Origin of the sequence: Amycolatopsis sp. La24 (assembly GCF_029087445.1) — a bacterium.
Lineage (GTDB): Bacteria > Actinomycetota > Actinomycetes > Mycobacteriales > Pseudonocardiaceae > Amycolatopsis > Amycolatopsis nivea.
Genome location: NZ_JARACH010000112.1, coordinates 1 through 13,677 on the forward strand (window position 1 = coordinate 1; position 13,677 = coordinate 13,677).

Below are 13,677 nucleotides of genomic sequence, written 5' to 3' on the forward strand. Positions count from 1 at the left end.
TGGGGTTGGGCGATGCGGGTCGGGTTTCCCGGTGGCTGACGCGGTCGGGGGAGTTGGCTTGGGCGGTCGGCGAGGCGCTCGCTCCGATGGCTGGGGTTGGGCGATGCGGGTCGGGTTTCCCGGTGGCTGACGCGGTCGGGGGAGTTGGCTTGGGCGGTCGGCGAGGCGCTCGCTCCGATGGCTGGGGTTGGGCGATGCGGGTCGGGTTTCCCGGTGGCAGATGCGATCGGGGGAGTTGGCTTGGGCGGTCGGCGAGGCGCTCGCCCCGATGGCTGGGCCTGAGCCATGCGGCTCGTGTTTCCCTGTGGCTGACGCGGTCGGGACAGCTGATCGATCGGCGAGGCGATCGCTTCGCGAGCTGGGCCTGAGCCATGCCGGTTAGGCCTGCCAGGTGGCGGCCGGGGGAGTTGGTGTGGCCGCCCAGGGGCTGGCTTGGTGAGTCGTCGCTCCGGCAGCAGCGCCTGAGCTACCCGGGTCGGGTTTTTCCCAGTGGCTGATGCGGTCGGGAAGCTGGCTTGGCTGATGAGCGGACCGGACTGCCCCGGGGAGCCGGAGCGCTCGTCGGCGGGCTGGCAGGTCGGCTCGCCGAGGCGCGCCGATGGGCCCGGGACCGCGAAGTCAAGCGATCTGGCCTGACCGCACTTGGGGAGGCAAGCGGAGCCGGGCAGTCAATTAATTCGGTTGGGCTCAGCAGGTTTGAGGGCGTGCTCGGTCGGCGTCCAGCGGCACTGGGGGTGCCGCTGGAACCCGACCGAGCGCGCCGACGCCCAAGTCGTTCTGGCACCGAGGCCGGTCCGATTCCCGCAGCCGATGCGTCAGAACAAAGTCGGTTCCTCCGGAAACGCCCCTTCGATCACCAACATCCGCCGCTTGGTCTCGACCCCTCCCGGTGCCGAAAAGCCGCCAGTGTTCTTGCCCGCGCCCAAAACCCGATGGCACGGCACGATGATCGGGAACGGATTGCTCCCCATCGCCTGCCCGACAGCCTGCGCGGAGCCCGGCGCACCCAGCTGATGCGCGATGTCCCCGTACGTCAGCACCTTCCCCGGCGGAATAGCCCGCGCGACGTCGTACGCCCGCCGGTTGAACTCCGGCACATCCCGATAATCCAGCGGAGCCGCACGCAAATCGCGTGCCTCCCCCGACAGCAGCGCGACGACGTCATCCACCACCACGCGCAGTTCCTCCGGCACCGGCGATTCCACCGCATCAGGGAAGCGCTTCGCGAGGTGCGCGCGAGTCCGCTCAGCCGTACTCCCCGGCAGCGCGGTTCCGACCACCGCACCGTCCCGCCAGGCGAGGCCGCACGCCCCGATCGGGGTGTCGAACACCGTGTACCCAACCGTCATATCGCCAGCGTACGACCCGGCACCGACAGAAACTGGCGAGAAAACGACATGACCCTGCCGCCGCGTTCAGCAACGCGGCTGATCCCGCCCGGCGAGCCGGACGGGCATCGGAGTTTCAGCGAGCCAGGCCGAAAACCAGGCCGTGGAGCCGGAAATCCCGGTCAGCCAAGTTCACCCAGCCGACCGCGCCGGCCAACCCGGCCCGCCCGGCCGCCCGGCCAACCCAGCCGACCGGCCAGTCCAGCCGACCGCGCCAGCCAGCCCGGCCAGCCCAGCCGACCGCGCCGGCCAATCCAGCCAGACCGGCCAACCGCGCCAGCCAGCCCGGCCAATCCAGCCGACCGCGCCGGCCAATCCAGCCAGACCGGCCGACCGCGCCAGCCAATCCAGCCAGTCCAGCCGACCGCGCCAGCCAGCCCGGCCAGCCCAGCCGACCGCGCCAGCCAACCCAGCCAGCCCGGCCAACCGAGTCCGAACAACAACCAGCGTCAGAAATCCCCGCTCAGGACTTCCGTTCCCGCCACCCGTTCGTCATCGGAAGACGCCGGTCCCGCCCAAACGCCTTGAACGTGATCTTCGTGCCCGGCGGATATTGCCGCCGCTTGTACTCGGCTCGGTCGACCATCCGCACCACTCGGTCGATCGTCTCCGGATCGAACCCTGCCTCGATCAGATCCGCGTAGCCGCGGTCGTTCTCGACGTAATCGTCCAGGACGTCGTCCAGCAGTTCGTAGTCCGGCAGCGAGTCCGAGTCCTTCTGGTCCGGCCGCAGCTCCGCCGACGGCGGCTTCGTGATGGAGTTTTCCGGGATCGGCGGCGTTTCCCCTCGCTTGGCCGCCTCCTCGTTCCGCCACCGCGCCAGTTGCCACACGTGTGTCTTGAACAAGTCCTTGATCGGCGCGAACGCTCCGACCGCGTCGCCGTAAATGGTCGAGTAACCCACGGCCAGTTCGGTCTTGTTGCCGGTCGCCAGCACCAGGTGTCCGTCCAGATTGGACAGAGCCATCAGCAGCATCCCGCGCACCCGCGCCTGGATGTTCTCCTCGGCGAGCCCGGTCAGCTGCAGCTGGTTGACATACACATCGACCATCTCGCCGATCGGCTCGACCCGGTAGTGCGCGCCGATCCGCTCAGCCAAATCCGAAGCGTCGTCCCGGGAGTGCGAGGACGAGTACTTCGACGGCATCGAAACCCCGTACACGTTGTCGCCGCCGAGTGCGTCCGCCGCCAGGGCCGCGCATACCGCGGAGTCGATTCCGCCGGAGAAGCCGAACGTGACCGTCGAGAAGCCGTTCTTGTGCACGTAGTCCCGCAGCCCGACCACCAGCGCGGACCACACCTCGGCCTCGTCCGACAGCGGCTCGCTGATTGTCCGGGCCGACAGCGGTTCGTACGCGGGCAACGGCGCATCGGTCAGCACCCGACGGTGGACCTCCAAGCCGTCGAAAGAGCCCGTGGCCGATGCGTCCGCAGTGGGGAGATCCAAGTCCAGCACCAGCAGGTGCTCCACGAACTGCGGCGCCCGCGCGAGCAGCGTCCCGTCCGCGCCGACCACGAGCGAGTCGCCGTCGAAAACCAGATCGTCCTGTCCACCGACCTGGTTCGTGTACACCAGCGGCGCGCCCGCTTCGGCTGCGCGGCGGGCGATGAGCGGCAGCCGCTGTTCGTCCTTCGACCGTTCGTACGGCGACGCGTTCGGCGCGACCACCAGGTCGACCCCGGCCTTGCCCAGCGCGGAGATCGGGCCGCCGTCCTGCCAGATGTCCTCGCAGATCACCATGCCGATGTCGACGCCGTGCAGCCGCAGCACTTCGAGTTCGGTGCCCGGTTTGAAGTACCGGTGCTCGTCGAACACGCCGTAGTTGGGCAGGTGGTGCTTGAACTGCCGGGCCACGACCTCGCCGCGGTAGAGCGCCGCCGCGGCGTCGCGCGGGCCGACCTCGTCGTGGTCGAGGTAGCCGACGTACGCGAGCACCTCGCCGCAGCCCGCCTCGTCGAGCCGGCGCGCCAGTTCGGTCACCGAGCGCCGGGACGCGTCGGCGAACGTGCGCCGGAGCGTGAGGTCCTCGACCGGGTAACCGGTCTGGGACATCTCCGGGAACACGACGACGTGCGCGCCCGCCTCGGCGGCTTTGCGGGTCCACTCGACGGTGAGCGCGGTGTTCCCGTCGATGTCGCCGACGGTGGTGTTGACCTGGGCCAGTGCGATGCGCAGTTGCGGCATGCCGCCATTCTGTCCCACCGCACCGACAGAAACTACGCAGAGGTGAGCCAGAGAACGGCGGAGGGCCCCTCACCCGCGGCGAGGGGCCCTCCGAAAGAAGGAATCAGGACTTCTTCATCCGCATCATGCTGCGCACCTTCTTGACCGTCTGCTCGAAGTCCGAGTCGAACGGGTTGTCGTGCACCAGGTACGTCCACGTCGTGTTCGCCCGCCGCACGCCGACGTCCTCGAGGTCGAGGCCGTTGTCGGTGATCTCGGCTTCCTCGAGCGTCTTCGCCGCCCGCGAGGCGGATTCGGCGATGATCTTGTGGAACTCCGGGATCGCCGCGCGGTGGAACTCGTCCAGCGGCGTCTCGCGGGCCAGCGCGCGCAGGTGGATGCTCTCGCGCACGTCGGTGAGGTACGCCAGGTGGTCCGACCACAGCTGGTCGAGGTGGAACAGCCGGACCTCGCGGCACACCTGCTCGAGCCGGTCGTCGTCGTCCAGCTTTTCCTTCAGCTCGGCGAACTTCTCCGGCTGCGCCTTCTCCAGCTCCTCCGCCGCGAGCCCGGTGTGCAGCACCTGGTCGCGGTGTTCCAGCAGCTCAGCGCGCTGCCGCTCGATCAGCCGGGTGTAGCGCCAGGTGTTGCGGTGGATCTCCAGGTCGACGCCCTCGGCGACGCGCTGGGCGTGGTTGAGCTGCCGGTGCGCGGCCGGGTCGGTGATCTCGCCAGTATCGGTGTCCGCGTCGATGCCGTCCGGCAGGTCCGGCGCGTTCGACAGCACGAGGTCGTCGTTGAGGCTCGCGAAGAAGATCGCGCTGCCCGGGTCGCCCTGTCGTCCGGACCGGCCGCGCAGCTGCCCGTCGAGGCGGCTGGAGGGATACCGCGCGGTGCCGATCACGTGCAGACCGCCCAGCTCGGCGACCTCTTCGCGGGACGCGCCGTCGCTGCCGCCGAGCCGGATGTCGGTACCGCGGCCCGCCATCTGCGTGGACACGGTGACCGCACCCTTCTTGCCCGCCTCGGCGATGATCGCGGCCTCTTCGGCGTCGTTGCGCGCGTTCAGCACGACACACGGCAGGTCGGCCTTCGCCAGCTTCTCCGCCAGCTCCTCGGACTCGGCGACGTCCTGGGTGCCGACGAGGATCGGCCGCCCGGTCTCGTGCACCGTGCGGATCTCCTCCTCGATCGCGCGCAGTTTCTGCGACGGCGAGGCGAAGACGCGGTCCTGCAGGTCCTCGCGGACGTTCGGGGTGTTCGGCGGGATGACCGCGACCTCGAGCTTGTAGAACTCGCGCAGCTGCTCGGCGACCGCGACCGCGGTACCGGTCATGCCCGCGACCTCGGGGTAGCGCGCGAGCAGCGCCTGCACGGTGATCGAGTCGAGGATTTCGCCCCGGTCGGTGGCCGTGACCTGCTCCTTCGCCTCGACCGCGGCCTGGAGGCCGTCCGGCCAGCGCTGCAGTTCGGCGACGCGGCCGCGGGCGGCGTTGATCAGCTGGACCTTGCCGTCGCGGACCAGGTAGTCGACGTCCCGGGTGAGCAGGGCGTGCGCGTGCAGGGCGACGTTCACCGCGGCGAGCCGGTCCGAACCGGACTCGTCGTACAGGTCGACGCCGCCGAGCGACTTCTCCACGACCGACGCGCCGGCGCTGGTCAGCCACGCGTTGCGGCCCTCGGAGTCGGTTTCGTAGTGCAGGCCGAGCCGCAGCCGCCGGACGATCTTGGCGACCTCCTCGTCGGCGTCGTTGTGGTCGATCGAACCGGCCATGACCAGCGGCACGCGCGCCTCGTCGACCAGCACCGAGTCGGCCTCGTCGACGATCGCCACCTCGGGAGCCTTCTGCACCAGGTCGTCGGGGTGCGTGACCAGGCGGTCGCGCAGCACGTCGAAGCCGATTTCGGCGACCGCGCCGTAGGTGACCTCCTTGCCGTAGGCCTCCTTGCGCTCCTCCTTCGAGTGCGCCGGTTCGACCCAGCCGACGGTGACGCCGAGCAGGTCGTACACCGGGCTCATCCACTCCGCGTCGCGGCAGGCGAGGTAGTCGTTGACCGTGACCACGTGCACGCGGCGGCCGCGCAGCGCGTACCCGGCGGCGGCCAGCGCGCCGGCGAGCGTCTTGCCCTCACCGGTCTCCATCTGCACGACGTGGCCGGTGAGCAGGCCCATGGTGCCGAGCAACTGCACGTCGAAGGCCCGTTCGCCGAGCTCGCGGCGGGCGGCCTCGCGGCCGAGCGCGCAGATCTCGATGAGCTGGCTGTCGGTGAACGAGGCGGCCCCGCCGATGGAGTCCCGCAGCTTGCCCGCGCGCTCGGTGAGCTCGGCGTTCTCGAGTTTCTCCAGCTCCGGTTCGAGCTTCTCGACGGCGGGCAGCAGCGCTTCGTAGCGGGTCAGCTCGACGCTGCCCGGCCGCTGGATGATCCGGCGGAGCCGCTTGCCCACTCGGCTGATCAGTGCCACCCCTGGTCTCCTCGTGTCGATGTGTCTCCGGTCGCACCCGCACTGCCCAACGCGCCGACGGTGCGTTCGAGTTCCGCGCCCGGATGGCACGATCAAACCGTGTCCCGTCATCCCAGCGCCAGCCCGAAAGTCCATCCGTTAGTCGTGTTCGCGGCTGCCGGCCTGCTCGCGACCACGCTCGCGGCGTGCACGTCCAAGCCCGACCAGGCCGCGTCCGCGCCGACGGTCGAATCGCACGCTCCGGTGGGCCCGGTGCCCGCCGGACTGGACCGGTTCTACGGGCAGAGCATGTCCTGGTCCGCGTGTGCACCCTACGCGACCTCGGCCGACGCCCGGTCGGCGTTCAAGGCGCAGGGGATCGAGTGCGGACGCCTCACCGTTCCGTTGAACTATGACAAACCGGACGGCCAGACGATCACCATCGGCGTGCTGCGGCACCGCGCGAGCGATCCGGGCGAGAAAATCGGTTCGCTCGTGGTGAACCCGGGCGGACCGGGCGCTTCGGGCATGGTCGCCGCGGCGGGCCTGATCGACCAGGTGTCGAAGTCCGATCTCGGCGACCGGTTCGACCTCGTCGGCTTCGACCCGCGTGGCATCGGCGCGAGCGAACCGCAGATCCAATGCCTGACCGGACCCGAGCGCGACGCCGACCGCGCCGACGACAGCGAGACCGACGGTTCTCCCGCGGGCGTCACGAAGCAGGAAACAGAGCAGAAGGACTTCGCCGCGAAGTGCGCACAGCGGACGAAGTACGGCGACGACATGCTCGCGCACGTCGGCACGCGCGACGTCATCAAGGACATGGACGTGCTGCGAAGCGTCCTCGGCGACCAGAAGCTCACGTACCTCGGTTACTCGTACGGCACGCGCATCGGGTCCACGTACGCGGAGACCTTCCCGAAGAACGTGCGCGCGCTCGTCCTCGACGGCGCTGTCGACCCGACGCAGAGCCCGGAAGACTCGCTCGTCGCGCAGGGCCAGGGCTTCGGCGGCGCGTTCAACGAGTTCGCGAAGTGGTGCGCGGCGCGTCAGGACTGCGCGCTCGGCAACAACCCGGCTGACGCGACGAAGCAGTTTCAAGACCTCACGCGCCGGCTGATCGACTTCCCGGTTCCGGTCGGCGACGGCCGCAAGCTGTCGTACGACGACGCCACCACAGGTGCCATACAGGCCCTCTACCAGCAGAATCTCTGGGAGTACCTGAACACCGGGCTGAACGAGCTGAAGCTGCAGCGCGGCGCCACGCTGGAGAAGCTGGCCGACATCTACAACGAGCGCAATCCGGACGGCAGCTACGGCACCACGCAAGACGCCTTCGTCGCGATCCGCTGTGTCGACGACCCGCGCGTCACCGATCCGAAGCAGATCCTCGAAGGCCAGGAGAAATACGTAAAGGCCGCGCCCTTCCTGGACGACGGCCGCCAACCCAGCTCCGCCCGCGACGCGTGTGCGTTCTGGCCGGTGCCGAACACGTCGAAGCCGCACGAACCGAACGTTGAAGGCCTGCCGAAGACGCTGACGATCTCGACAACGAACGACCCGGCGACGCCGTACCAGGCGGGCGTGAACCTCGCGAAGGCGCTGAAGGGATCACTGCTCACCTTCGAGGGGACGCAGCACACGGTGTTCCTGCAAGGCAACGCGTGCGTCGATAAGGCAGCCACCGCGTACCTGATCGACGGCACCACGCCTCCGGACGGCACGCGCTGTAAGGCCAACTGAGGTTGCGCTGGCTCGCGACAGCCGTGGCGGCGATGATGCTCGCTACGACTTGCGCGAGCCAGCGGGGCCGTGCGCGATTTGCCGCGAGCGCTGGAAGAACTAAGGCTGCTGGTCCGTCAACAGCACCTCGTACATCACCGGGCTGTCGCGGTTCGTCGCTGGCGGCACCTGCAGCCACATCCGTGCGAACCGGTGCGGTTCGGCGACCGTCACCCAGATCTTCACGTTCACGTCGTCGTGGATCTGCGGCACCAGGTTCGCCGCGACCGCTTGGGGCACGGTTCCGCCGACGCGGTAGCCGTCGACGTGCTGGATCGTCTCGCGGATTTCGGTTTTCGGCTGCTGGAGCGAGTCGAGGAGCCGGATCAACCCGCCGTGCGGGCCGAGGAACCGGTCGACGGTGAAGGGCGTGGGGCCGTTCGTTTCGCGACCCTTCGTGTCCTTTGTGGTCGCGGTCTGCCCGGAGACGGTGAACGAGAACGACCGATCGGTGAATTCCGCGCTGCCGCTCGCTTGCCCGCCGCGTTTGAGGGTCGCGTTGCCGACGAGCTTGGTCATCGGCAGGCCGGGCAGCACTCCGTTGACACCGACCGAGAAGTGCAGACTGGCGACCTTGGCGAAGTTCGTCTTGGCGGCGGCGAGCAACCCGTCCGCCGCGGGCAAGGGGGGTGCCGCGGTGCAACCGCCGACCAGCCCGAGGAGCAGCAGCGCCGGCAGGACACGTCGGCTGAGCATGGCCGAGAGCCTACTTGGCTGGCCCGATCCTTTCGCACAGTGTCCTTCCGGCCACTGTCACCGAGGCTTCCGGCGCACCAGACTGTCTGCTCGTGACCGTTGAGACCCGTCCTGCCCGCCGCCTGCATCGCGCCTGGTTCGTCGCGGCGGCCGCGTTCGTCGCCCTCCTCGCCGCCGCCGGTTTCCGCGCCGCGCCGGGCGTCCTGATCGATCCGTTGCACGAAGAGTTCGGCTGGTCCCGCGCCACGATCGGGTCCGCCGTCTCGGTCAACCTCGTTCTGTACGGCCTCTTCGCGCCCTTCGCCGCCGCGCTGATGGAACGGTTCGGTATTCGCCGGGTCGCGGCTACCGCGCTGTGCGTCGTCGCGCTCGGCGCGGGCGGCACCGTCTTCATGAGCGCCAGCTGGCAGCTGATCCTCTGCTGGGGCGTGCTCGTCGGCCTCGGCACCGGCTCGATGGCGATGAGCTTCGCCGCGATGGTCGCGACGCGCTGGTTCATCCGCCACCGCGGCGTCGTAACCGGCGTGCTCACCGCAGCCGGGGCGACCGGACAGCTGATCTTCCTGCCCTTGATCGCGTCGCTCGCGGCGGACGACGGCTGGCGGACAGCGTCCATGGTCATCGCCATCGCGGCTCTCGCCGTGGTCCCGGTCGTGCTGTTGGCCGTACGCGACCACCCCGCCGACATCGGCACTGTCGCGTACGGAGCGCCCGAAGACACCGAAGTGGCGCGTCCGGCACCGAAGGTCGGCACTGTCCGCCGTGGTCTGTCGGTGCTGTTCCAGGCCGCGCGCACCCGGACGTTCTGGCTACTCGCTGTCGGGTTCGCGATCTGCGGGGCGACCACGAACGGGTTGGTCAGCACGCACTTCGTCCCGGCCGCGCACGACCACGGCATGCCGCAGACGACCGCGGCGAGCCTGCTCGCACTGGTCGGTGTCTTCGACGTGGTGGGAACGATCGCGTCGGGATGGCTCACCGACCGTGTCGACCCGCGGATCCTGCTCGGCATCTATTACGCGTTGCGGGGAGTTTCGCTCGCCCTGTTGCCGCAGCTGTTCACGAATTCGGTCCAGCCGAGCATGTGGGCGTTCATCCTCTTCTACGGCCTCGACTGGGTCGCGACCGTCCCGCCGACCGTCGCGCTCTGCAGCCGCTCCTTCGGGGAAGCCGGTCCGATCGTGTTCGGCTGGGTCTTCGCCTGCCACCAGCTGGGCGCGGCGTTCGCCGCCTCCGCCGCCGGCGCGGTGCGGGACCAGTTCGGCGATTACGCGATCGCCTGGTACGTCGCCGCCGGGCTCGCGGTGATCGCCTCGGTCGCGTCGTTGTCGATCACCCGGTCGAGGAAATCCGGGAAAACCCAGCTCGCGCAGGTGGCGTGAATCCGCCGCCGTTGTGGGTGACCCGTGAAACATGGCGTTAACACGTGCTGGTTAGGGTTCGGCCATGGATCGCCAGCAGGAATTCGTGCTCCGCACCTTGGAAGAGCGCGACATCCGTTTCGTCCGCCTGTGGTTCACCGACGTGCTGGGATTCCTGAAGTCCGTCGCGGTCGCGCCCGCCGAACTGGAGGGCGCGTTCAGCGAGGGCATCGGGTTCGACGGCTCGGCCATCGAGGGCTTCGCGCGCGTCTACGAGTCGGACATGGTCGCCAAGCCCGACCCGTCGACGTTCCAGGTACTCCCGTGGGAGACCCCGGACGGCGGCCCGTACTCCGCGCGGATGTTCTGCGACATCGCGATGCCCGACGGTTCGCCGTCCTGGGCCGACCCGCGGCACGTGCTGCGCCGCCAGCTTTCGAAGGCCAGCGAAGCCGGGTTCACCTGCTACGTGCACCCGGAGATCGAGTTCTTCCTGCTCGCCAACCTCCCCGACGACGGCAGCGAGCCCGAGCCCGCCGACAACGGCGGTTACTTCGACCAGGCCAGCCACGCCACCGCGACGCACTTCCGCCGGCACGCGATCGAGACCCTCGAGGCGATGGGCATCTCGGTCGAGTTCAGCCACCACGAGGGCGCGCCGGGCCAGCAGGAAATTGACCTTCGCTACGCCGACGCCCTCACCATGGCCGACAACGTGATGACGTTCCGTTACGTCGTCAAGGAGGTCGCGCTGACCCAGGGCGTGCGCGCGACCTTCATGCCGAAGCCGTTCACCGACCAGCCCGGCTCCGGCATGCACACGCACGTCAGCCTGTTCGAAGGCGACCGCAACGCGTTCTACGACGCGGAGGATCCGCACGAGCTTTCCGAGACCGGAAAGGCGTTCGTCGCCGGCGTCCTGCACTACGCCAAGGAAATCTCCGCCGTCACCAATCAGTGGGTCAACTCCTACAAACGGCTGATCAGCGGCAGCGAGGCGCCCACGACGGTGTCGTGGGGGAGGGCGAACCGCTCAGCGCTCGTGCGCGTGCCGATGTACTCGCCGGGCAAGGCCTCGTCGCGGCGCGTCGAGATCCGCACGCTCGATTCGGCGTGCAACCCGTACCTGGCCTACTCGGTGATACTGGCCGCGGGGCTGAAGGGCATCGAAAAGGGCTACGAGCTGCCGCCGCCCGCCGAGGACAACATCTGGCAGCTGTCGGATTCCGAACGCCGCGCCGCCGGCTACTCGCAGTTGCCGCAGAACCTCGGCGAGGCGCTCGCCGAGATGGAGAAGTCCGAGCTGCTGCCGGAAGCGCTCGGCGAGCACGTTTACGACTTCTTCTTGCGCAACAAGCGGGTCGAGTGGGACAACTACCGGAGCGCGGTCACTCCGTACGAGCTCCGGACCCTGTTGCCGATGCTCTGACCCGGACCCCGGGGCCGTGCTCCGACGTTGGGGAGGCATCGGAACATGGGAAAAAGACTGCCCGCCGTACTCGCCGCACTGGTCGCGGCGGCGGGCTTGGCCACCGCGCCGCCGGCGGTCGCGATGGAGACTGACCACGCGGACCCGGCCGAGCTGCACTTCGACCTCGACCGCGCCGACATCCCGTCGCTGCAGCACCGGATGGCGGCCGGGCAGCTCACCGCGACCCGGCTGACCAGCGCGTATCTCGCCCGGATCCGGGTGCTGGACCCGAAGGTCAACGCCGTCCTCGCGCTCAACCCGGCGGCGCTCGCGCAAGCCGCGGCCAGCGACGTCCGGCACCGGACCGGCCGCACCCGCGGTCCGCTCGACGGGATCCCGGTGCTGGTCAAGGACAACGTCGACACCCACGACCAGCAGACCACCGCCGGTTCGCGCGCGCTGCGCAGCCGTCCGGCCAAGGACGCCACGCTGATCACCCGGCTGCGCGACGCGGGCGCGGTGATCCTCGGCAAGGCGAACCTGTCGGAATGGGCCAACTTCCGCGCCGCGAAGCCGACTTCCGGCTGGTCCGGCGTCGGCGGCCAGACCAACAACCCGTACGTCCTGGACCACAACCCGTGCGGTTCCTCCGCCGGATCCGCGGCAGGCGTCGCCGCGTCGCTCGCCCAGGTCGCGATCGGCAGCGAGACCGACGGGTCGATCGTGTGCCCGGCCGGGATGACCGCGACCGTCGGGCACAAACCGAGTCTCGGGCTCGTCAGCCGCACCGGCGTCGTCCCGATCTCCGCGGAGCAGGACACGGCGGGACCCATCGCGCGCAACGTCGTCGACACCGCGTTAACCCTCTCGGTGCTGCAGGGCCGCGACCCGTCCGACCCGGCCACCCTGCGCTACCCGTCGACCCAGCCGACCGACTACGCGAAACTTCTCCGCCCCGGCGTCCTGCGCGGCGCCCGGATCGGCCTGTGGCGGCTGCCGGTGCTCGGCCCGGACACGGATGCGGTGGTCAGCAAGACGAAGGCTTCGCTGGAACGCGCGGGCGCGACGGTCGTCGAGGTGACGTTGCCGTACCAGGACCGGCTCTCCGAGCTGGAGTTCCCGGCGCTGCTGACCGAGTTCCACCGCGACATCGACGCGTACCTCGCCACGCGGCCGACCGGCCCGCGGAACCTGGCGGACCTCATCGCGTACAACCGCGCCGACCCGCTGGAACGCACCTGCTTCGCTGGTCAGGAGCTGTTCGAACAGGCGCTCGCCGCACCCGGCCCGCAGGACCCGACCTATCTGAAGAACCGCGCGGAGCTGACGGACCTGTCGCGCCGATCGCTGGACGAGACCCTCGCGAAGTACGACCTGGACGCGATCGCGTCGCCGACGAACCCGCCGGCCTGGAAGACGGACTGCAAGGTCGGCGACAACGACGTGATCCCGTCCTCGACGCCGGCCGCGGTGGCGGGCTACCCGGACGTGACGGTCCCGGCCGGTTCGGTCGGACCGCTTCCGGTGGGGATTTCGTTCATGGGCGGACAGTGGACGGACGGCAAGATGCTCGCGCTGGCCGCGGACTACATGCGGGTCGCGCCGGTCCGGGTTCCGCCCCGGTATCTGCCGAAGCTGCCCGGGTAATCCGGTTGGGGTTGCCCGGAGCGGGTGAAGGTTTGTGGCGGCCGCCGGTCAGTGCCCTTGCACTGGCCGGCGGCTTGCTTTCCGGCGAGCTGGCTTGCGCCGCGGTGGCCGGGCAGGGCGCTGACCTGCTGAATCGGGTCTGGTTCCGGGGTCTTCGGCAGCAGGAGGCTCGCCCGATGGGGGAGACCTGGGTCACTCGGGGCCTTTCCGGGGCCCTTCGGAGCGCGGTCCGCGGCCCTCGAAGCGGTCGAATCGGCCCGCTGGCAACCCTCTGACCAGGGTCGATGCCGTTAAGTGACCCCCCTGTTTTCGGGTGGTTGGAAGGCATGTAATCTTCTCTTCGTCGCCAGGAACACCGGGCCGGCGGGGCCGAAAGCCTCACCGACCAGGAGCCAGGGCCGAGCGGGTTGACACCGCGAAACGGACCAGGTAATGTTCAGCGTCGGCCCACGAGCGGCCGCCGACTCCCTACGACTAGCCTTGTAGGTACCGGCATGCTCGACCAAAAGCTTGAAATAACGCATCGAGCTTGGCCTGGTTGATTCCGGGGCTGGTTCGGGGTGTGTTGCTTGAGAACTCAACAGTGTGCTAGTGAACTAAGCCAGTAGAGCTTATATGAAACCCCCTCGTCGGGGTTTCCTTTGAGAAATGATTGAGAAGTAGTCTCGATCGAACTGTTCATTGTTGGAGAGTTTGATCCTGGCTCAGGACGAACGCTGGCGGCGTGCTTAACACATGCAAGTCGAACGCTGAACCGGTTTCGGCCGGGGATGAGTGGCGAACGG

General features: G+C 69.1%; 8 protein-coding genes and 1 rRNA gene. 5 read left to right on the forward strand and 4 right to left on the reverse strand.

The annotated features are described in order from the left end of the window. Positions 1 to 815: 815 nt before the first annotated feature. From PUT80_RS45290 to secA2, 3 genes are all read right to left on the reverse strand, one after another. The gene (locus tag PUT80_RS45290) at positions 816 to 1,349 is read right to left on the reverse strand and encodes a methylated-DNA--[protein]-cysteine S-methyltransferase (protein ID WP_037815715.1); all 534 of its coding nucleotides are present in this window, start codon (positions 1,347 to 1,349) and stop codon (positions 816 to 818) included. A gap of 502 nt (positions 1,350 to 1,851) precedes the next feature. After that, positions 1,852 to 3,573: an NAD+ synthase gene (locus PUT80_RS45295; RefSeq protein ID WP_037815705.1), complete on the reverse strand. Its 1,722-nt coding sequence runs from the start codon at positions 3,571 to 3,573 to the stop codon at positions 1,852 to 1,854. 103 nt (positions 3,574 to 3,676) lie between these two features. Further along, positions 3,677 to 6,016 (reverse strand): accessory Sec system translocase SecA2, encoded by a 2,340-nt coding sequence (secA2, locus tag PUT80_RS45300; RefSeq protein WP_275295822.1) that lies wholly within the window; start codon positions 6,014 to 6,016, stop codon positions 3,677 to 3,679. Positions 6,017 to 6,115: 99 nt separating this feature from the next. Here secA2 and PUT80_RS45305 point away from each other — a divergent pair, with 99 nt between their 5' ends. Continuing rightward, complete coding sequence (locus PUT80_RS45305) at positions 6,116 to 7,738, forward strand: alpha/beta hydrolase (RefSeq protein WP_205670295.1); 1,623 nt, start codon at positions 6,116 to 6,118, stop codon at positions 7,736 to 7,738. Positions 7,739 to 7,837: 99 nt separating this feature from the next. Here PUT80_RS45305 and PUT80_RS45310 read toward each other — a convergent pair whose 3' ends face one another. Next, entirely contained in the window at positions 7,838 to 8,473 is a 636-nt protein-coding gene (locus tag PUT80_RS45310) for an LppX_LprAFG lipoprotein (RefSeq protein WP_238608458.1), read from the reverse strand. A 92-nt stretch (positions 8,474 to 8,565) separates the two neighbouring features. Between PUT80_RS45310 and PUT80_RS45315 the strand changes: the two genes are divergently transcribed. The 4 genes from PUT80_RS45315 to PUT80_RS45330 form a co-directional block, all read left to right on the forward strand. After that, the gene (locus tag PUT80_RS45315) at positions 8,566 to 9,855 is read left to right on the forward strand and encodes an MFS transporter (RefSeq protein WP_275295823.1); all 1,290 of its coding nucleotides are present in this window, start codon (positions 8,566 to 8,568) and stop codon (positions 9,853 to 9,855) included. 64 nt (positions 9,856 to 9,919) lie between these two features. After that, complete coding sequence (gene glnA, locus PUT80_RS45320; protein WP_037368721.1) at positions 9,920 to 11,263, forward strand: type I glutamate--ammonia ligase; 1,344 nt, start codon at positions 9,920 to 9,922, stop codon at positions 11,261 to 11,263. 45 nt (positions 11,264 to 11,308) lie between these two features. Then, positions 11,309 to 12,892, forward strand: coding sequence for an amidase (locus PUT80_RS45325; protein ID WP_037815695.1), 1,584 nt, complete (start codon positions 11,309 to 11,311; stop codon positions 12,890 to 12,892). Positions 12,893 to 13,573: 681 nt separating this feature from the next. Next, positions 13,574 to 13,677: ribosomal RNA gene (locus PUT80_RS45330) — 16S ribosomal RNA — on the forward strand; the annotation flags it as partial.